Raw genomic sequence first — 20,145 nt, 5'->3', positions numbered from 1 at the left:
TGGTGAATGTACCGCCGCCTTCGCGAGCAAGCTCGCTCCCACACTTTCCAGTGTCACCCGCAAAACTCATGTTCAGCACAAATCCCTTTGTGAGAGCGAGCTTGCTCGCGATAGCGACCGTCCAGTCAACGACGACCTCATTCAAGCCACCCCCTGCCCCACCTGCAAACGGCTGGACCGAAACTCCTTGGGCGACAGCTCAAACTGCTTCTTGAACGAACGGCTGAAGTGCGCCGAATCGGTAAAGCCCCACTTGTAGGCGATCGAAGTAATGGACTCGTCCCGCAGGAACGGGTTGGTCAGGTCATCGGCGCTGCGCTTGAGGCGGGCCCGCTGGATGTAGCGGCAAACGCTGTCATCCTGCTCTTCGAACAAGCGATACAGATGCCGCACCGAGATATTCAGTCGATTGGCCAGGCCCACCGGGCTGAGGCCGGGCTGGGTGAGTGATTCGTCGATGACCTTCTGCACGTAGCTGCGCAAGTGACTGCCCTGCAAGGCCACCCCTTCGTCACGGCCATCGCTCCCCTGTTCCAGGGCCGAGCCCAACAGTGAAACGAAGGCACTCTGCAAGGCTTCACCCTCGCCCGCCGCGCCCTCGCCGTCCGGTGTGTCCTTGCACAGTTGGTCCATCAACACATGCAGCATCCGTCCGCACGCCTTGCTGGACGAAACCTTGCCGAAGGTCTTGGTTTCCCCACCCAATTGACGCGACACGTCCTGGCGAGACAAGGACAGCACCGCGTGCTCGATCAGGCCGAACGGGGTGATCTCAAGCGCGCCAACGGAATCCATCAACAACAATTCACCGGGCGCCAACTGGATGCTCCGACCGTTCTGGGTAATGCGGCAGTAGCCACTGCGCTGGCTGACCAGAAGGCAATCCTGGTCATCATCGTGATCGGCGCTGGGTGAGTGACGCTTGATGCTGCCGGCATTGGTGCGCAGGTTCGCCAGGGCAAGGCCACCCCGATGGAAGTTCGACACCTCACCAATGAACAAGGCGCGATTGAAGGCCAGCTCGGTATCGAAGTGGCCGCAAGTCGCCCGCAGATCCCGGTTCCAGATGTCCAGACCGTCCTGCCCAACTTGTTGCATGCTCATGGCATTCTCCGCAGTGGCTTTTTGTTTTTGTGCGGCAATAGTTAACATGTTATCTATATGCGCGCAACAAGTACCTGATCGCCAGAGCAGTAGCAGGAATGATGCCAGGACAGCACAACAGCATCAGAGCGTTGCCAGCACCCGCTGCAGGCCGCTCAAGGTTGCCAGCAAGGCGCCGCGCTGCTCGCGGCTCAACGGGATGTAACGTCGAAAGGCCGGCATGCGATTGACCACTTCGCTACCGCCCATGTGTTCCAGGCGCACGCACCACTGGCGCCCCTGCAGATCGATGCGCAGCCGCTTGAAATCCAGCGGCATGAGGGCCTGATACAACGCAGGATCCGTCTCCACGGCCGCCTGCAACCGAGTCGCCAGGTCACTGCGCCCGTCCCGCTGCCGGCAACGAATGCCACTGCGCCGCAAAGCCCCGCCGTGGTGCAGTTCCAGGCATGCCGTGCCCTCTCGGGAAGCAGGCACGCGCAGGACGAACTCGGTCATCACCAAGTGCATCAACAACTGCGACTCGGTGCGTTCGATGATCTCCAAGTGCAAGCTGCCGTCGTCGGTGACTGCCGTGGCCATGGCCGGGCCCGCGACCTCGAATCGTGCCAATGCGAGGTTGCGCCGCAGGTGCTCCAGGGTCACCCCGGGCCGATAACCGGCCGGGGCGCGCTGGGAGCTGAACAACTCAGACAGCTTTTGCAGCAGGGTCGATAAACTCGCCCGCAGATTGCCCTGGCTCATGGGAAAACTCCTTGGCCAGCACGTCTTCCACCGACGCTGGCTTGAATGGATTGACCTTCTGCACCACCAGGGTCCAGAACAAGGCGTACGCCGCAGTGCCACCGAGCATCACCGCGAAGGGCACGTAGATGTCCGCCGGATTCATGCCGGGTGGGGTGATGAACCACATGCCCAACACAATGCCGACACTGGACAGGATCTGTGGCAACGGGAACCACGGCGAGCGATAGGCCCGCGGCAGATCAGGGCGACGAATCCGCAGGCTGACCACCGACACGGTCACCAACAGGTAGGCAAAACTCCAGGCGCACACCGCAGCCAACACCAGGTGCATGATGTTGTCGGGATTGCCGCCCAGCCACAGCGCATGCAGGCAAGGAATCAGCATTGCCACCAGGATGCACACCAGCGGCGTCTTGAAGCGTGGATGCAGATAAGTGAAGACCTTCGGCAACGCGCCGTCCACCGCCATGCCATAGAGAATCCGCGGCACGCCGGCCATCAGGGTGTTAATGGTCGCCGCACCGGCAAACAGAAAACCGATGCCCAGCCACATCGGGCCGATATCGCCCATGACCTGTTCGGCGAACCGTGGAATCGCCATGGGGGTGTCCAGCAGATGCACGCCGCTGGTGGCATCGAGCAACACGTTTTCCACCTGGCGCTTCATCGCCGCGCCGTAGATGAACATGCAGGTGGCAACGCTGAACAAGCCCAGCATCATCGCCCGGGGCATGGTCCGGGCGGAGTGGCGCAGGTCCGGCGCCAGCGGCGTGACGAATTCGCAGCCGACAAACATGAACATGGCCATGCCCACCAGCGACAGCACCGTGACCAGGTCGGTACCCACCACGGACGCGCCGAACCAGCCCTCCAGCTCCACCGCCGGCGCGGCGATCAGGCCCAACACGCCGAACACCATCAAGGTGGTCCACATGCCGAACGTCAGGATGATTTCGGCCCGGCCAAAAGCACTGACACCAAACGCATTGAGCACGCCAAACACCACCACGAACCCCACGCCCAGCAACCAGGAACCGCCTGCCGATTCGGCCAGGGTGTTGAGGTGTTCGAAGTTCACCAGGGCCATGACGCCGGCCAGGATGGTTTCGGCAGTACCGGCGAACACATGGACAATCAGATAGGCCGACAAGGTGCCGGTGATCGCGAAGAAACGCCCCATGCCACAGTTGATGTAGTCATAGACCGAGCCAGTGGTCGGAAGAATCGACGCTGCCTCGGCGAACGTCGTCGCCTGGGCCAGCATCATCACCACGGCGATTAGCATCGCCACGGCAAAGGCGCTGCCGCCGATGCCAAAGCCCATGGTCGCGGTGAGAATCACGGGGCTTGCCATGATCAGGCCAATGGTGCTGGCCAACGCGGTGGGAAAACCCACCGAACCCCGGTTCAAGTGCTCGGTGAGCCTGTCATTGATCGACATCGTGCAGATCCTCGAAAGCGGATTTTTAGTATGGATGCCACAGCCGTCCAGGAGCCGGCGATCATGCCTTCCCCAACCGGTCCCTGATCGAAACGGCGTTGCGTGCAGCCTTACTCTGCGCCGCCCCGCCCCGGGCGTCTTGCCCGTGTCTGCCGCCGGTTTTGTTGCTGCCTGCCAACGCTGCCACGCTGGCGGCCTGGATCAACTCCATGGCAGGCAGGTGAAAGACTTCCCCGGGTGCCGCTCCCTTTAATGCGCGCTCTGCTGTCCTATCACACTGGGGAATCCACCATGGAGCACACACGCCGTACACCTTTGCTGCGCAATGCCATCGGCCTGGGCATCGCCCTGCTGGTCGCCGATTCATCGGCCCAGGCTTATGAGCTTTACGCCGACGAAGACACCACCGTCACCGGCAACTTCCTGGCAGTCTACGGGCTGTTCAACAGCCGCAAGAACTACGACGGCACCGCCGGTGGTTCGAGCTGGCGCGAAGGCTTCATCAAGTATGGCCTGAGTATCGACCAGACACTCGGCAGCCTGGGCAGTGTCTACGGGACGGCCAACCTGGTCAGTTCCGGGACCTGGGGCGACGGCGATGCGGCCGGCCTGAGCGATGGCTCCGAACGCACCACGAAGTTCGACGAAGCCTTTGCCGGCTGGCGCTCGGGGGATCTGTTCCCGGCACTGGGCAAGGACGGGGTCGACCTGTCCTACGGCCGCCAAGTGATTACCCTCGGCGATGGTTTCATCATCAACGACGATGGCCTGAACCTGGGCAAAGGCGTGGCCGATGGCGAGTTCAACCGCGGCGGCGCCTATTACCTGGCGGCCCGGCATGCCTTCGACGAGACCGCTGTGCTGCGCCTGGGCGGCAAGGAAGGCGTGCATGGCAGCCTGATGTGGCTCAAGTCCGACAACCGCGCCCAGGCCAACACCGAAATGGCTGCCGGCACCCTGGAATACACCGCGGCGCCTGGTACCCTGGGGCTGACCTATATCCATGGCATCGATGTCGATGACCGCTACGCCAGCGATTTCCAGAAGCAACGCGAAGGCATGGATATCTACAGCCTGCGCGGCGCCGGCAATGCTGGCATCGAAAATGCCCACTTCGCCTTCGAGTACGCCTGGCAGGACAAGGACGCGGGCCCGGAGAAAGCCTGGTACGCCGAAGCCGGCTACACCTTCGCCGACCTGCCCTGGACGCCGGACCTGACTTATCGCTACAGCCGTTATTCCAAAGACTGGGACTCGATGTTCAACGGCCAGAGCCGCGGCTATGGCACCTGGTTCCAGGGTGAAGTGGCGGGCAACTATGCCGGCCCGTTCAACAGCAACACCGCCATCCAGCACGTCGGCCTCAAGCTCAAGCCCGCAGAAACCGTGACCCTTGGTGCGCTGTTCTTCGACTACCAGACCCTGCACGGCCGCCAAGCGTTGAACCTCGACGCGCAGGAACTGGACCTGTACGTGGAATGGGCGGTGAACGAACACCTGATCGTCACGCCGCTGGTAGGTTTGTACAAGCCGCAGAAGGATGCGGACAACGGTGGCAATCAGGTCGGCGGCAACGGCACCAACGTCTACAGCCAGTTGGTGGTGGCGGTTCCGTTCTGACAGCCAACTGCCGCAGGCTGTGATCCTTTGATCTTTCCCTTGGGACTCAAGTGCCGGGGGAAAGATCGCAGCCTCACTCCGCTCGTCAGCTCCTACGGGGTAGCGATCACCTTGTTTACCTGTGCTGGTGCAACATGGTCTGGATCTGATGGGTCGCCTGCCGGGTGCTTTGCGCCAGCTTGCGCACCTCATCGGCCACCACCGAGAAACCGCGTCCGACCTCACCGGCCCGGGCCGCCTCAATCGCGGCGTTCAAGGCGAGCAGATTGGTCTGGTCGGCGATGCCCTTGATCACCCCTACCACCGTGGCAATCTGGGCGTAGGTCACCTGGTTCTGCTCCAGCATGCGCTGATGGGTGGACTGGGCCGAGCGCTCATCGCTGATATCACGCACCGCACCAATGACCCGGACCAGTTGCCCGTGCGAATCGCGTACCGCCCGCCCGCGCTCGCGGCACCAGATGTAATCCCGGCGCTTGTGGCGCATGCGGTATTCGAAGACATATTCACCGCTGCCCTGGGGACCGAGGATCTCCCGCTCGAATATGGCCATGATCTTTGGCAAGTCATCCGGGTGAGTGATGCCAACCTGGGCATCCCAGCCATCGGGCAAGTCGTCGGGCCCGTAACCTAGCAGCGACCGGAACTGACTGGAAAAGCGCATGGCACTGGCCGGGTGCTGGAGATCACCGTCGACCACGGTAATGTCCCAGCAACCTTCCGTCAGGGTCGACTGCAGCAGCTCCCAGATCTGCGCATCCTGGCGATGTTGCTGCAGTTGCTGGTCGTGTTCGCCCAGACGACGCTCAAGCACCTGCTCGCGCTCGTGGGCTTGCTCCAGTTGCTGGCGAGCCTGGTGCAACGCCTGCTCGCTGTGCTGCCAGCGCAGGGTTTGCGCCTCTACCTGTGCCTCGGCCTGGTGCAACTGCGCAGTGGTGTTCGCCATCTCCCGCGCATGCTGCTCAAGGACGGTCCGCAGGGGCGCATAGGCGTCGAGCGTCGGCGTGCCCTCCGTTTCACCGGCCAGCACACGCTGCACCTGTACGATCAACGCCAGTTTCTGTTTGTTGGTCTGGAGAAACATCGCCCGCCCCTTTGCCTATCAAGTCGAAACCGGATCTGATCGCAAACCGGCCAGGCTGGCTTGTCCCTGCCTGCACGGGCCTTGCTCCTGGCTGCCAGCCCCACGGGCTGGCAGCCACAGACATAGCGCGCGGCAGGCACAGTCAAGCCGGGCGGTCGTGCCGGGATTACTCTCGGGCTTTCCCTTGTTCGCGATCAGGAAACCCTCATGAGCGATATTGCCCTGCTGCCTCAGGTCGAAGCCTTTCTCGGTCGACGCCACGCCCTGTTCATCGACGGAGGTTATGTCGAAAGCCAGAGCCGCCAGACGCTGGACGTGGTCAACCCCGCCACCGGCCAGGTCATCGCCCAGGTCAGCGACGCCAGCCCCAGCGATATCGATGCGGCGGTGGAGTCGTCCCGTCGCGGCTTCAAGCAGTGGTCCCAAACCGCGCCGGCGGTGCGCGGCCATGTGCTGCTCAAGCTGGCGGACCTGTTGGAGCGCAACCGCGAAGAGCTGGCGCAGATCGAAACCTGCCAGTCAGGGAAGATCATCCACATCTCGCGGGCCTTCGAAGTCGACCAGGCCGCGCACTTCCTGCGTTACTACGCCGGCTGGGCGACCAAGATCAATGGCGAGACGATCACGCCCTCGTTGCCCTCCTTCGCTGGCGAACGCTACACCGCGTTCACCTTGCGCGAACCGGTTGGGGTGGTGGTCGGTATCGTGCCGTGGAATTTTTCCACCATGATCGCCATCTGGAAACTGGCCTCAGCCCTGGTGACCGGTTGCAGCGTCATCATCAAGCCCAGCGAGTTCACCCCCCTGACCATTCTGCGCATCGCCGAACTGGCCATGGAGGCCGGCCTGCCGGCCGGTGCCCTGAATGTGTTGACGGGCGGCGGCCAGGTGGGCAAAGGGCTGATCGAACACCCGGGCACCAACAAGGTTTCATTCACCGGCTCCGTGCCCACCGGCCTGGCGGTGGGCCAGGCGGCCATGGGGGCCGGGTTGACCCGGGCAACCCTGGAATTGGGCGGGAAGAATGCGGCGGGGTTCCTGCGTGACATCGACCCTGAGGTGGCGGTCAACGGCATCATCGAGGCGGGTTTTCTGCATTCGGGACAAATCTGCGCGGCGGCGGAACGGTTCTTCGTCCACCGCTCGCAGATCGAGTCGATCATGGACAAACTGGCCCAGCGCCTGAGCAAACTCACCATCGGCTCGCCCCTGGACGAACGCACCGAATTCGGCCCGGTAACCAACCGCCAGCACCAGCACAAACTCGCGGAGTTCTTCGCCAAGGCCCGTGCGCAGAACAACACCATCATCCACGGCGGCAAGCTGATCGATGGGCCGGGTTGCTACGTCGAGCCGACCATCATCCTCGCCAATCGCCGCGACGACGCCTTGCTCAACGAAGAAACCTTCGGCCCGATCGCCACGTTCTTTCCTTACGACACTGAGGAGGAACTGCTGGAACTGATGAACGACACGCCCTATGGCCTGAGCGCCAGCCTCTGGACCAACGACCTGGGCAAGGCCCTGCGCATGGTCCCCGCCATCGAAGCCGGCACGGTATGGGTGAACATGCACACCCTGCTCGACCCAGCCGTGCCTTTTGGTGGCAGCAAGTCTTCCGGGGTGGGCCGTGAATTCGGCAGTGCATTCATCGACGACTACACCGAACTGAAATCGGTGATGATCCGCTACTGAGCAACAAAAGGGCTCTGGAGCGACACCCCAGAGCCCTACCCAGCCAAAATCCCCTTTGTGGGAGCGAGCTTGCTCGCGATAGCGGACCGTCAGTTAATGATGATGTCGACTGACACTACGCCATCGCGAGCAAGCTCGCTCCCACAGTTTTTTTCGAGTCGTCCAAGCCATCCGCGACCACTACAAAATCCCCTGTGGGAGCGAGCTTGCTCGCGATAGTGGAGCGTCAGCAATGATGATGCCGACTGACCCAACGCCTTCGCGAGCAAGCTCGCTCCCACAGTTTTCACCGCCGGCAGGCGTTGACCGCTGGAACTCGGCCACGCCAGGGCTGGGCGCGTTCCAGTTGGGCGGCCAGGGCCAGCAAGGTGTTTTCCTCGCCAAAGCGTCCGGCAAAATGCGCCCCCATCGGCAACCCATTGGCACTCCAGGACAACGGCACTGACATCGCCGGCTGGCCGCTGGCATTGAACAGCGCGGTGAACGGCGAATAGCTGTGGTAGCGCTCGATCAGTTGATCCAGGCTCATGCACACATCCTGCAAATCCAGCTCGCCAATCAGCACCGGTTCGCGAGTCAGGACCGGGGTCAGGATCACGTCGTAATCCTGCATGAACACCGCCAACTGCCGGCCGAGGGCATGAATCCATTCCACCGCCGCGGCATATTGGGCGCCGCTGACGTTGCCCTTGTCCCGCAAGATGATCCGGGTGCGCACCTCCAGTTCTTCGGCCTGCACGGCAAACCCACGCATCTGGCCCAGCAGGTCGACATAGTGACGAGAGCTGGCGCCAATGATGGTGAACACGTGGTCGAGAAACTCCAGCAACCCCACCGGCAGGTTCACCGGTTCGACACGATGCCCCAGGGCCTCGCACAACCGGGCCGCCTCGCCCACGGCCTGGAGACTTTGCGGCGCGGTGGGCCAAGGGCCGAGCTGTTCGACCAGGGCAATGCGCAGCGGTTTGGGATCAGCTTGCACCGCCATCGTATACGGCAACGCCTGGACCGGCGCGGCATAGGGCGCACCCAGGTCCATGCCGGCGGTGGCGTCCAGCAACGCCGCACTGTCACGCACCGACAAGGTAATCGCATGGGGCGTGCCCATCCCCGCCCAGCCCTCGCCCACTATCGGCCCCGACGGCATCAGGCCACGGCTGGGCTTGAACCCGAACACACCACAGCATGATGCCGGCACCCGCAATGAACCGCCGCCGTCGTTGCCATGGGCGAACGGCACCACCCGGGCCGCCACCAACGCCGCCGCGCCGCCACTGGAGCCACCGGCACTGTGCTCGCTGCTCCAAGGGTTGCGGGTGGCACCGAAACGCGCGGACTCGGTGGAGTACGACGTGCCGAACTCCGGCGAAGTGCTGGTGCCCATCACTTGGCATCCGGCACGGCGCAGGCGCGTCACGACTTCCGATTCGAAATCCGCCCGGAAGTCGCCCAGTGCACGCGAGCCGTTGGTCATCGCCGCGCCGTGGACCGGCGAAAACAGGTCTTTGATCAAGGTCGGCACACCGGCCAACAGGCCCTGGCCAACCTGTGGCGTGCGCGCTGCTTGTCGGGCCGAATCGTACAGCCGCTCGGCCACCGCATTGAGCTGCGGCTCGACCCGCTCCAGGCGCTCGATGGCGGTTTCCAGCAGTTCGCCGGGCTGGACTTCGCCACGCCTGACCCACTCGGCCAGCGCCGTGGCGTCTTCACTGTCCATCAGATGGTGGATGTCTTGCATACCCATGTTTCAGATTCCTTATGTCACGACGATTGATGTGATCCGACGGTGCTCGCCTGCCCCTGGCCCCGTGCGCGCAGGCCGGCAATGACCCAGAGCAGTGCCAAGGCAAAACTGGCCAGGGCCAGCCACTGAATGGCGTGACGCAGGTCACCGGCGAAGACAACCACCAACGCCACCACCAGCGGACTGACGAATTGGCCGATGTACAGGCACGAGGTAAACCCGCCCAAGCCCCGGCCGCGGGTGCTGGCGGTCAAGGCATTCATCACCGGCGCCATCACGTTGGGCACCAGCAACCCAGCCCCCAGGCCCTGGATGAACACCGCCACCAGCACAGCGTTGTAGCTTTGCCCGCGCATCAGCAACCACAGCCCCAGGCCCATCAGGCCGAGCAACAATGCGTTGCACCCGGCGATGCCGAAGCGACGGCGCAGCAACGGCCACATCAGCGAACCGCCCAAGGTCGCCAACAGGCTCAGTCCCGCCGCCAGGCCGATCATCGTGCTGGAGGTGATGCCCAAGCTGACCAACAGCGTCGGCGCCTGGATCGGCATGATGAACGTCAGGACCATGCCGCCCAGGATCATCAGGTAGCCGACCAGCAGTGGCAGCACGGCGACCTTGGCCGGAGCCGACTCATCGACGCGCTGCTCGACCCTCCGGCGCTTCGTCACCGGCGGTTCCCAGAGCACTTTCATCATGGCCGGCACCAGCAGCAGTGGCAGCAGATACAACAGGAATGGCGCACGCCACGAGTGCTCCCCGAGCACACCGCCCACCACAAAAAACAGCGCCCCCACCAGGCCGATGGTCACCACCTGCCGGTTGACGTAGCGCAGTCGCTCCTCGCCCTGCCAATAGTCGGCGATCAGCGTCGCGCAGCAGGTCATCACCGCCGCCTCCGTGCACCCGAACAACAGCCGCACACCGACAATCGAAGGCAGGCTATCGAGCAGGGCCGGCAAGGCGCCGAGCAAGGCGTAGAGCACCGTGGCAATCACCAGCAACGCCTTGCGTCCCACCCGGTCGGCCAACCAGCCAGCCAACGGCGCGCACACGGCAATCGCCAGGGCCGGACCGGTAATCGCCAACGGCACCAGCAGATCGGCGCGCGGTTCCAAGGGACCGAATTCGGCACCCAACCGGGGCAGGATGGGCGTGACCATCACCGCGCCCATGATCGTCAGGCTGCTACCCAGCATCAGCACCCCGCCTTCGCGCCAACTGGCCTGGCGCGACGGGGTGGCCGCCGTTGAAACGGAACTTGATTGGTTCATGACGAGCCCCTTCTAGAAACTGTGGGAAATACGCAGCGCCGCGGTATAGCCCTCGGCGCGGTTGCGCGCATCGAGCTCCTTGTAGACATGCAGCCACACCGGTGGAATGCCGGGCTTGAAGTAGCTCACCGCCGGCCCGACAGCCAGCACCCGGGCGCGATTGCCGGTTTCCAGCCCCGGCGCGTCGTCATCGGTGAACTGACGGTAGTAGTACCCGCCCACGCCCAAGGTCCATGGCCCGACGTGCTGGCCCACGGCAAATTCGTGACGGTACTCGACGCCGTTCTTGTAGTCGGTGGCGTGGTTGCGGGTGTTGATGTCGGCTTCAAAGCTCGAAGACACCTCGAAGCCGCTGTCGGAGATGTACGTGGCGTTGAGGATCGGCGAGAAGGTCCAGTGGTTGAGACCCGGCGAGATCAAGCGATCCTTGTCGTAGTCGCCGGTGGGGGCCTGGATCTGGAACTGGGCATTGACGAACAGGTTCGGCGAAAGGGTCCACTGCAGGATCACCGGCAGCACCTGCATGTCGGCCATGCGAAACGGATCGGCCTCCAGGTTCAGTGGGCCGACAGGGGTCTGCACCTGCAGCGACGCGTCCATCTGGAAGAACGGTACGACGGCACCGAAGCCATACTTGGCGCCCAGCACGGTGTAATCGGTCATGCGCATGTAGGCGACGCCGATGGACAAGACATCCAGGGAGAAATTGTTGTCCACGGACTTGCCGTGGCGATCCTTCTGCACGTTGGCCGAATAGAACGCAGTACGCAGGCCGACGGTGCCAAAGGGCGTGGCCGGCGGCATCATGCCCGCGCCGAAATCATAGACCCCGACCGCCGTGGTCGGCGCGCCGTTTTCGGTGCCATGGGCAGCGGTGCAGGCACCGATCAGCCCCAGGGTTAACCACGTACAGTGCCAGACGTTTGTTTTTTTGTTTTGGTACATCGAATGCCCCTCCGACCATGTGGTGTTGGGGTCATCCTAGGGAGCCGGCCGGTCAGCCGTTATCCGTTTTCAGCACAGATGCGTGCGACGCAAGGTGTGTGACGGGGTTTCGCCAAACAGGGTCCGGTAATCACTGGAAAACCGGCTCAAATGCCAGAACCCCCAGCGTGCCGCCACCTCCTGCACCCCCAGCACCTGATCGCCATTGCGCAGCTCACGGCGCACCGCATTGAGGCGCAACGCCCGCAGATAAGCCACCGGATTGATGCCTAGGGTTTCTTGGAAGCAATACTGCAGTTTGCGTCGGCTGGCACCGATGTGATTGCACAGGTCGAGGATCGACAGCGGCTCATCGACATGGGCCAGGGCGTACTCCCGGGCGCGGTCGACCATGCGTTTGCGCGCCGTGGGACTGAGCGGTGGTGCTTCGTCCGGCGCCACCAGTTCCAGTATGTGCAGCATCACCGTGTCCCGCAGGCCCCGGCGAATCGACTCGTACCCCAGCAACGAGTCACGCCCCTGCTCGCCCCCTTCAAGCTCATCGAACAACGCCGCAAGCTCGGCGGGCAGCGTCGAGTTGCCAAGACGGTAACACTTGGGAAGATCGGTAATTCGAAAGCGACTGCCTTGTCGCTCCAGCACATGCTCCAACGCCTGCTCGTCGATGGCGACACCGAGCAGATCCAGATGCTGGGGCGTGCGCAACTCAGGCAGGTTATGCCCATGGGCGACCAATAGGCTGGGTTCGACAATCGGGTGCCCGGAGCAAAAGACCGGCCCATCCGCACTCAGCGGTACGCTGAAGGTGATGGCGCCCTCCCAGGCCATGCCTTGCTTGGTCAGGGCCTGATTAGAGCGGTCGCGCACCAACTGCATCCAATCCGAGCGGAACTCGATCAACTCGCCGTCGAAGCGACCGGGGGTCAACTGGTCATAGCAGACCTGCCAGCCTCCCATGTTGCGGGCGTGCTCGTCGATGTCCGTGGTACGAAACCGATTGATCGGCAGCATCGGCAACCCATCCGACGAGACCGCTGGCTGCGCCATGTTGTCATTGTTCATTGACCCGACCTTTGATGATTCCAGGGCTTATGGGTCAAAGCTCAGGCAAGTTCCATTCCGCCCCGTGGACCGGTCGCGCAATTGTGCCGAAAACGGATAACCGGCCCGGATTTAGCTGCCGGCGTCGGCATGGGCCTCTTCGAAGAAATAGTCCTTCCAGCTGTCGGCCTTGTTTTTCAACACGCCCAGTTCATGCAGTTTTTCGGCATAGATGTAGGTGCGTTGCGGAACGACGGTGAAGTCGATTTCGGGGTCGGTGACGATTTTTTCCACCAGCGCCAGCGGCAACTTGGACTGTTCTACGCGGATGTAGGTCTGGGCAGCGGCCGGCTTGTCGGCCTTGATGATGCCTTGCGCCTCCACCAAGGCATCGTAGAACGCCTTGTAGGTCTTGGGATTTTCGTCGTGGAATTTTTCCGTGGTGTAGAGCACGTTGAACGTCGCCGGGCCGCCCAGCACATCATAGGAACTGAGCACCTTGTGCACATTGGGGCTTTGCAGGGCCTGGTACTGGAACGGCGGGCTGGAGAAGTGCGAGTTGATCTCCGACTGGCCGGCGATCAGCGCCGCCGTCGCATCCGGGTGCGGAAGGCTGACCGAGATGTCGTCGAATTTCTTGAAGTGATCGTTGCCGAACACCTTGGCGGTTTCGATCTGCAACGTGCGCGACTGGAATCCGACACCCGCCGCCGGGACAGCGATCCGGTCCTTGTCGGTGAAGTCCTTGAGGCTCTTCACGTTCGGGTTGTTGGTCAGCAGGTAATTGGGCATCGACCCCAGCGAGGCGATGGCCTTGACGTTCTGCTTGCCACGGGTCCGATCCCAGATCGTCAGCATCGGCGGAACGCCCGCCGACACCACATCCAGGGCGCCGGTCAGCAAGGCCTCGTTCATCGCCGTCGCGCCGGAGATGCTGTTCCAGTCCACTTTGATATCCAGGCCCTGGGCCTTGCCATGCTTCTCGATGAGCTGCTGGTCACGCACCACATCCAGGATCAGGTAGCCGATACCGAATTGCTGGGCGATGCTGATCTTGCCCTCGGCGTGGGCCAAGGGATTGAGCAGCGCAGTGGCCGCCAGGGAAACCAACAAGGTGCGCGCAGAACGCTTGAAAGCCATGGCCTGTTGAACCTCACAGTAGGTGAAAGACTGAAGGCCACGACTTTAAAGCTATAAGAATATTAATTTAAATACCTTAATAGCATATCAATAGCACCTAAATGTTCGGCATCCAAGCCCATGAAATCGCCCTCACCGGCACGTTCCCTTGATAACCTTGCAGACCTCCCCTGACGAACACCTGCGCGAAGCGAACATGAACGAGATGAGCCTGGATATCGGCATCGCCGCCGAGTCCGTTTCCCAACCGCGCACCCTGGTATTCCTGGCCTACCCGCAGATGGGTTTGCTGGACCTGACCGGGGCCCAGACCGTGTTCTGGGCCGCCACCAAAGCCATGACCGAACGCGGCCTGCCCGGCTACGCCATGCACACCGCGAGCCTGGCTGGCGGGTTGATGCAAAGCGCCGAAGGCCTGGTCGTGGATACCCGTGCCCTGCATGAGCTCGACGGGACGCTCATCGACACGCTGATCGTCCCCGGCGCACCGGACATTCGGCAGGCGATGATCGACTGTGTCGACCTGGTGCACTGGCTGCGCAAGGCCTCGGTCCAGGCCAGGCGCACGGCATCGGTGTGCAGCGGCACCTTCCTCATGGCCCAGGCCGGCTTGCTGGACGGACGCCGGGCCGCCACCCATTGGGCCATGTGCGAGATGCTCAAGAGCGGTTTCCCAGCGGTTGAGGTGGACCTCGATGCGATCTTCATCCAGCAGGGCAACGTGTGGACCTCGGCCGGTGTCAGCGCCGGCATCGACATGGCCCTGGCATTGGTCGAAGCCGACTGTGGTCGCGATGTGGCCTTGCAGGTGGCCCGTGAGCTGGTGGTGTTTCTCAAGCGCCCCGGCGGGCAGGCGCAGTTCAGCCAACTGTTGCAATTGCAGATGCAAGAGAGCGCCGGCTTCGATGAACTGCACGTGTGGATTTCCGAGCACCTGGACGACAACAACCTCACCGTCGAACGGCTGGCCCGCCAGGCCAGGATGAGCCCGCGCAATTTTGCCCGGGTCTATAAACGCCAGACCGGCCGAACCCCGGCCAAAGCCATCGAGATGTTCCGCCTTGAAGCGGCGCGTCGAATGCTCGAAGACTCCCCGCGCAACATCGACCAGATCGCCCGATCCTGCGGTTTCGGTGACGAGGAACGAATGCGCCACACGTTTCAGCGCCATCTCTCGATATCCCCCCGGGAGTACCGCAGCCGGTTTTCTCGCTGAGTGCGAAACCCTTGCGCAACTGTCCGTCAGGCCACTCGCCTGGATTGCTCCTGAGGGTCGGCCTGTTCGGCCAGCAGCGCGCAGCAACGGGAACGCAACCAACGCTCCCCCGGATCATTGTGCGAAGCGCCGCGCCAGACCATGGAAAGCTCGTGCCGGGGCAAGCAGATCGGGGCCGCTTGCGCCCGCATGCCGGTCACCCCGGCCATCGCCTGGGCAACGTAATCCGGCACGATGGCAATCATGTCGCTCTGGGCCAACAGCACGGGCAAGGCGCTGAACTGCGGCACGGTCAACACCACCCGGCGCTGTCGGCCCATCAGGCATAACGCGCGGTCCGAATCATCGATGACATTGCCCATGGACGATACGACGGCATGGGGCCTACGGCAGAATTCGTCCAGGGTCAGCTCGCCGGGCTGCGAATCGGCGCGCAACAGCATCGGTCGAATCGGCCGCAGGGTCTTGCGCCGGGCATTGGCCGGCAACTCCAGCGTCGGGCTGATGCCCAGGGAAATCTCGCCACTGGCCAACAGTTGGGAGACCTGCCATTGATCGGTCCGGCGCACCACCAAGGTGGTGCCCGGGGCCTCGACCCGCAGGCGTCGCAACAGCTCCGGCAGCAGGGCGTACTCGACGTCATCGCAAAGGCCGATATGGAAGGTCGCCTCGCTGGTGGCCGGCTCGAACGCCTGGCAGTGGCTCAAGGCGGCGGCGATGCCGTCCAGGGCCGGGGACAGGTTGGAGAAGATTTCCCGCGCCCGGGAGGTCGGTTCCATCAACCGCCCCGAACGGATGAACAAGGGATCATCGAACATCAACCGCAAGCGCGCCAGGGCACTGCTGATCGTTGGCTGGCCGAGAAACAGCTTTTCGCTGACACGGGTCACGTTTCGCTCGTGCATCATGGTTTCGAAGACCACCAGCAGATTGATGTCAGCACGACGCAGGTCATTTCTGTTCATCATAGTCGTCGCCTCAGGCGCCAGGCCATTGAGTCGGGAGTGGACAAGAACATCGCCTGCGTCCTCCATCAAGGCCTGCGGCGACGAGGTGTTGAAAGCGTAATCCCCGAGGCGCGCCAGGTCTGTTGTACGTGGGGACACTCGACTCACCCTTTGGGCAACGTCATCGATACTTCGGTATATATCCAGGCCCAGGCAAACACCGCCTTTGTGGCGAGGGAGCTTGCTCCCGCCGGGCTGCGCAGCGACCCCCTCTCCTTGGCACGGCTTGGCGGGATTTCAGGGTTTTATGTCCTACCTCAGGCAAAGCGGCGCTTCTAAGATACGAACCGATGCTCTGTCGCCCCGACATCCCAGAGCGAGACCACGTAAAAAACCAAAGGTCTGCCAGCGTGCCCCTACCCTCCGCGATGCTCAAGAACGTCTATGACAGCCTTCGATACAGCCCAAGCCAGAGCGGGCCTTTGCCGTCGATGGGAATCAGCACCCACCCACTGGTCAACGCCCTCGGCTGGGCGGTGGGCCTGGTGGTGGCCTGCGGCATTGTCATCATCAACTCCGAAACCCATTCCGACCTGGCGCCGACCCTGCTGTACATCACCTTGTTGTTGATGGCGGCCAACCTGTTCTCCATCAATCTGGTGATCACCGTCGCGCTGATGTGCATGGGCTTGCTCACCGCGATGTTCTTGTACAACGGCGGCTATCACCGCTGGGAATCGACCACCGGCTTCTTCCGCTGCCTGACCGCACTGTCCGCCATTGCTTTCCTGGCCCTGCGCAGCAAGCAGGCTTCCGACAGCCTGCGGCGCAACGAGGCTTACCTGACCGGCGCCCAGCGTCTGAGCCAGACCGGCAGCATGGGCTTTCGCGGTGATCGACAAGCGTTGTCCTGGTCGGAGGAGTCGGCACGGATTTTCGAGTACCCGCCCAGCAAGACGCCAACGGTGTCGATGATGCTGGAGCGCACCCATCCTGAAGACCTGGAGTTGGCACGCGGGATTTTCCAACAGGCCACCGCTGGCGAACCGCAGATCGAGGTCAAGCTGCGGCTGCTGATGCCTGATGGGCGCATCAAGCACATCCATATGATCGCCAGCCCCCTGCTCGTCCAGCATGGCCGTTTCCAGTATCTCGGCGCACTCATGGACGTGACTGCCAGCAAGCAGGCCGAAGAAGCGTTGTTTCGCGCCCAGAGCCAACTGGCCCACGTCACTCGCTTGACCTCCCTGGGGGAAATGGCCGCGTCCATTGCCCACGAGGTCAACCAGCCACTGACGGCCATCACCAGCAGCGGCGAGGCCTGTCGCCGCTGGCTCAAACGCCCGCAACCCGATCTCCGGGAAGCCCTGGATTGCCTCGACCGAATCGTCGCCAACGGCTGTCGCGCCAGCGAGGTCATCAGCGGTATCAGGGCGCTGTCGCGCAAGTGCGACCCGTTGCGCCAGCCCGAGCGACTGGACGACATCGTCCGCGAGACCCTGAACCTGGTCCAGCAGCAACTGGCTCATCATAAAGTCCGGGCCAAGGTGGAGCTGGCAGCGACCGAGGGCCAGGTCAGCGCAGACCGGGTGCAACTGCAGCAAGTGATCATCAACCTGATCATCAATGCCTGTCACGCCATGGACGGGGTCAAGGTACACGCACGAACCCTGCGCATACGCACCTGGACCGAGAGTGACGAAGTGCTGCTGGAGGTGACTGACCACGGAACCGGCATTGCCCCCGAGATCCTGCCGTCCTTGTTCAATGCGTTTTTCACCACCAAGGAAAACGGCCTGGGCATGGGCCTTTCCATCTGCCGGTCCATCATCGACTTCCATGCCGGCAGGATCTGGGCAACCAGCGAGGTCGGCCAAGGCACCTCGTTCAGGTTCGCGCTGCCGCGGCTCACGGGCACCGCTCTGTCGGGGAGCGGGCAATGACCTCCATACCGCCCTCAAGCCCGATCATCGACAACGCCCCCATCGTCTATATCGTTGATGACGACGCACCGCTGTGCCAATCCCTCGGCAGCCTGCTGCGCTCCATCGGCTTGCAGGTCCATCTGTTCGGTTCGGTCGCGCAGTTCATGAACTATCCCAGGCCCGAGCAGCCCAGTTGCCTGGTCCTGGATGTACGGCTACAAGGCACCAGCGGCCTGGATTGCCAACGGGAGCTGGCAGCGGCCAACGTTCAACTGCCGATTGTGTTCATGACCGGTCACGGTGACATCGCCATGACCGTGCGGGCGATGAAGGCCGGTGCCGTGGACTTCCTCGCCAAACCGTTCCGCGAACAAGACCTGATCGACGCCGTGACCGCCGCCCATCACCAGGACCGCCAGCGGCGCGACGCCGAACGCGGCCATCAGCAAGTACTTGACCGCTACACCACCTTGACGCCCCGGGAGCGGCAGGTCATGGCGCTGGCGGTGTCAGGCCTGATGAACAAGCAGATCGCCGGGGAACTGGGCTTGAGTGAAATCACGGTCAAGATTCACCGTGGCCAGGCCATGCGCAAGATGTGCGCACACTCGTTTGCCGATCTGGTGCGCATGGCCCAGGTGCTGGAATGGTGTCTGGCTGACACAGGCCGATAGTCAATCGAGCATTTCGGCACTTTGGCCGAGCGTTTCGGCACAGTAACCACTCTTCGTTCAACCTAGACTCGAGCTTCACTTCAAGCCCCAGATGGAATCACGATGAAAATCAGGTCAATCCTGCCTGCACTCACCATGGCCGTAGCATTCAGTGGATACGCTGCCGACTTCTCACTGACCAGCCGGGATATTGCTGACAACCGTCCGCTGACCAGCCGCGAAGTGTTCCAAGGCTTCGGTTGCGAAGGTGGCAACACGTCCCCTGAGCTTTCCTGGACAAACGCTCCCGCTGGGACTAAAAGCTACGCGATCACGGTCTATGATCCCGATGCCCCGACGGGTAGCGGTTGGTGGCATTGGACGGTGGTTAACTTACCCACTTCTACCCATAGCTTGCCAAGCGGAGTGGGAGCGAACCTGCCTGCCGGTGCCGTACAAGGGCGAACCGATTATGGCCAGCCAGGATTTGGCGGGGCTTGCCCACCTGTAGGGGATAAGCCCCATCGCTATCAATTCACCGTATGGGCATTGAAAGTCGATAAGCTACCACTCGACGGCGAGGCCAGTGGCGCCTTGGTTGGGTACATGCTCAATGCCAACGTCCTGGCCAAAGCGACGATCACTTCAACTTACGGACGTTAAAAACGATGCGCCCTTGTGACGGCATACAGCACCGGGAAAACATTATCGATGCGTGTGTCATACAGGCGCGACAGCCCCTGACCTTATCAAGGGTACCGGTGTTCGTGACCACCCTGTGTCGAGTGCGACAGGGGGAGAAACTGTTGCAATGGGATGACCGGGAGATGCGCGCGGGGCCGCAACATCTGATTCTGATGCCGGCCGGACGCGAGCTTGGTATCTCGAACTTCCCCGGCCCTCACGGTCACTACATCGCCGATGCGGTCACCTTTCCCCTCTCGACACTGCGTAACTTCAGCAGCCGATATAGCCAACAGATCATGAGCCGTCGCGGTGCACTGAAGACCGATCTATGCGTCCCTCTGGACAAGCACACAACACAGGCATGGAATCAGCTGCTGGCCTCTATCAATGCGAACGCGCCGGACGCGTTACGCACGCTCTATGGGGAAGCGGTTCTTCTGAGCCTGTGCCTTGGTGGCCAGATCGGCCCCCTGCTGATGGGGCGCAACGATCCCATTTGCGAACGTGTGCAGCAGATGGTGATGGGCAGCCCGGAGAGAGACTGGACGGTGGCGAGCGTTGCCCAGCAACTTAACCTGGGTGAGTCGACGTTGCGCCGCCAACTGGCGAATGAGGGGGACAGTTTCCGGAGCATTCTGGAGGGCGTTCGACTGGCGACAGCGTTGCAATGGTTGCAAACAACGTCTCGTCCCATCGGTGAAATTGCCGGTGCCTGCGGTTACGCCTCGGCCTCACGTTTTGCGGTGCGCTTTCGCTCACACTATGGCCTGTCGCCACGTGAACTGCGGGCAGCGATTTAAGCATTCCGGTGAGGTTCCCTCCCTGTCGTTGCCCCGCGACACGGTGGAAAGTTCATACACACGTATACTTGGCGGGGCCATT

Annotated in this window: 16 protein-coding genes and 2 pseudogenes; 7 read left to right on the top strand and 11 right to left on the bottom strand. The window is 62.4% G+C overall.

All coding sequences use genetic code 11. The features are described from left to right. Positions 1–141: 141 nt before the first annotated feature. From feaR to AO356_RS25525, 3 genes are all read right to left on the bottom strand, one after another. Positions 142–1,104, bottom strand: a complete 963-nt coding sequence (gene feaR / locus AO356_RS25535; protein WP_060742156.1) for a transcriptional regulator FeaR — start codon at positions 1,102–1,104, stop codon at positions 142–144. Positions 1,105–1,227: 123 nt separating this feature from the next. Next, positions 1,228–1,848: a DUF3156 family protein gene (locus AO356_RS25530; protein WP_060742155.1), complete on the bottom strand. Its 621-nt coding sequence runs from the start codon at positions 1,846–1,848 to the stop codon at positions 1,228–1,230. Then, a complete protein-coding gene (locus AO356_RS25525; protein WP_060742154.1) occupies positions 1,793–3,292 on the bottom strand; it encodes an APC family permease in 1,500 nt (499 codons plus the stop codon). Before AO356_RS25525 ends, AO356_RS25530 begins: the two co-directional genes overlap by 56 nt. A gap of 291 nt (positions 3,293–3,583) precedes the next feature. Between AO356_RS25525 and AO356_RS25520 the strand changes: the two genes are divergently transcribed. Then, a complete protein-coding gene (locus AO356_RS25520; RefSeq protein WP_060742153.1) occupies positions 3,584–4,912 on the top strand; it encodes a hypothetical protein in 1,329 nt (442 codons plus the stop codon). Positions 4,913–5,036: 124 nt separating this feature from the next. Here the strand turns inward: AO356_RS25520 and AO356_RS33480 are convergent. Then, positions 5,037–5,264 (bottom strand): annotated as a pseudogene (locus AO356_RS33480) (methyl-accepting chemotaxis protein); the annotation flags it as partial. A gap of 69 nt (positions 5,265–5,333) precedes the next feature. Continuing rightward, positions 5,334–5,576, bottom strand: a pseudogene (locus tag AO356_RS33475) (PAS domain-containing protein); the annotation flags it as partial. Between the two features lie 627 nt (positions 5,577–6,203). Between AO356_RS33475 and AO356_RS25510 the strand changes: the two are divergent. Continuing rightward, complete coding sequence (locus AO356_RS25510; protein WP_060742151.1) at positions 6,204–7,691, top strand: aldehyde dehydrogenase family protein; 1,488 nt, start codon at positions 6,204–6,206, stop codon at positions 7,689–7,691. 286 nt (positions 7,692–7,977) lie between these two features. Here the strand turns inward: AO356_RS25510 and AO356_RS25505 are convergent, their stop codons facing one another. From AO356_RS25505 to AO356_RS25485, 5 genes are all read right to left on the bottom strand, one after another. Beyond that, the gene (locus AO356_RS25505) at positions 7,978–9,435 is read right to left on the bottom strand and encodes an amidase (protein ID WP_060742150.1); all 1,458 of its coding nucleotides are present in this window, start codon (positions 9,433–9,435) and stop codon (positions 7,978–7,980) included. A gap of 17 nt (positions 9,436–9,452) precedes the next feature. Beyond that, the gene (locus tag AO356_RS25500) at positions 9,453–10,709 is read right to left on the bottom strand and encodes an MFS transporter (protein WP_060742149.1); all 1,257 of its coding nucleotides are present in this window, start codon (positions 10,707–10,709) and stop codon (positions 9,453–9,455) included. A gap of 12 nt (positions 10,710–10,721) precedes the next feature. Beyond that, positions 10,722–11,654 carry a SphA family protein gene (locus tag AO356_RS25495; RefSeq protein WP_060742148.1) on the bottom strand — a complete coding sequence of 311 codons (933 nt, stop codon included), beginning with the start codon at positions 11,652–11,654 and terminating at the stop codon, positions 10,722–10,724. Positions 11,655–11,723: 69 nt separating this feature from the next. Next, entirely contained in the window at positions 11,724–12,716 is a 993-nt protein-coding gene (locus AO356_RS25490; protein WP_060742147.1) for a helix-turn-helix domain-containing protein, read from the bottom strand. Between the two features lie 111 nt (positions 12,717–12,827). Further along, positions 12,828–13,835: an ABC transporter substrate-binding protein gene (locus AO356_RS25485; protein ID WP_060742146.1), complete on the bottom strand. Its 1,008-nt coding sequence runs from the start codon at positions 13,833–13,835 to the stop codon at positions 12,828–12,830. Positions 13,836–14,040: 205 nt separating this feature from the next. On the opposite strand from AO356_RS25485, the gene AO356_RS25480 reads away from it, so the two are divergent. After that, a complete protein-coding gene (locus tag AO356_RS25480; RefSeq protein WP_103308705.1) occupies positions 14,041–15,051 on the top strand; it encodes a GlxA family transcriptional regulator in 1,011 nt (336 codons plus the stop codon). A 26-nt stretch (positions 15,052–15,077) separates the two neighbouring features. Here the strand turns inward: AO356_RS25480 and AO356_RS25475 are convergent, their stop codons facing one another. Further along, on the bottom strand, positions 15,078–16,019 hold the full coding sequence (locus AO356_RS25475; RefSeq protein ID WP_060742145.1) for a LysR family transcriptional regulator: 942 nt from the start codon (positions 16,017–16,019) through the stop codon (positions 15,078–15,080). A gap of 470 nt (positions 16,020–16,489) precedes the next feature. Here AO356_RS25475 and AO356_RS25465 point away from each other — a divergent pair, with 470 nt between their 5' ends. From AO356_RS25465 to AO356_RS25450, 4 genes are all read left to right on the top strand, one after another. Beyond that, positions 16,490–17,941, top strand: a complete 1,452-nt coding sequence (locus AO356_RS25465) for a sensor histidine kinase (protein WP_060742143.1) — start codon at positions 16,490–16,492, stop codon at positions 17,939–17,941. After that, on the top strand, positions 17,938–18,597 hold the full coding sequence (locus AO356_RS25460; RefSeq protein WP_060742142.1) for a response regulator transcription factor: 660 nt from the start codon (positions 17,938–17,940) through the stop codon (positions 18,595–18,597). The genes AO356_RS25465 and AO356_RS25460 overlap by 4 nt, the downstream gene beginning before the upstream one ends. Positions 18,598–18,699: 102 nt before the next feature. Next, a complete protein-coding gene (locus AO356_RS25455) occupies positions 18,700–19,239 on the top strand; it encodes a kinase inhibitor (protein ID WP_060742141.1) in 540 nt (179 codons plus the stop codon). Positions 19,240–19,244: 5 nt separating this feature from the next. Next, on the top strand, positions 19,245–20,063 hold the full coding sequence (locus AO356_RS25450; RefSeq protein WP_060742140.1) for a helix-turn-helix transcriptional regulator: 819 nt from the start codon (positions 19,245–19,247) through the stop codon (positions 20,061–20,063). Positions 20,064–20,145: the final 82 nt, after the last annotated feature.

It is taken from the genome of Pseudomonas fluorescens (genome assembly GCF_001307275.1).
In the GTDB taxonomy this organism is placed as follows: domain Bacteria; phylum Pseudomonadota; class Gammaproteobacteria; order Pseudomonadales; family Pseudomonadaceae; genus Aquipseudomonas; species Aquipseudomonas fluorescens_AA.
Note: the sequence above shows the minus strand (reverse complement) of the source record. Positions and strands in the feature narration are given on the sequence as shown.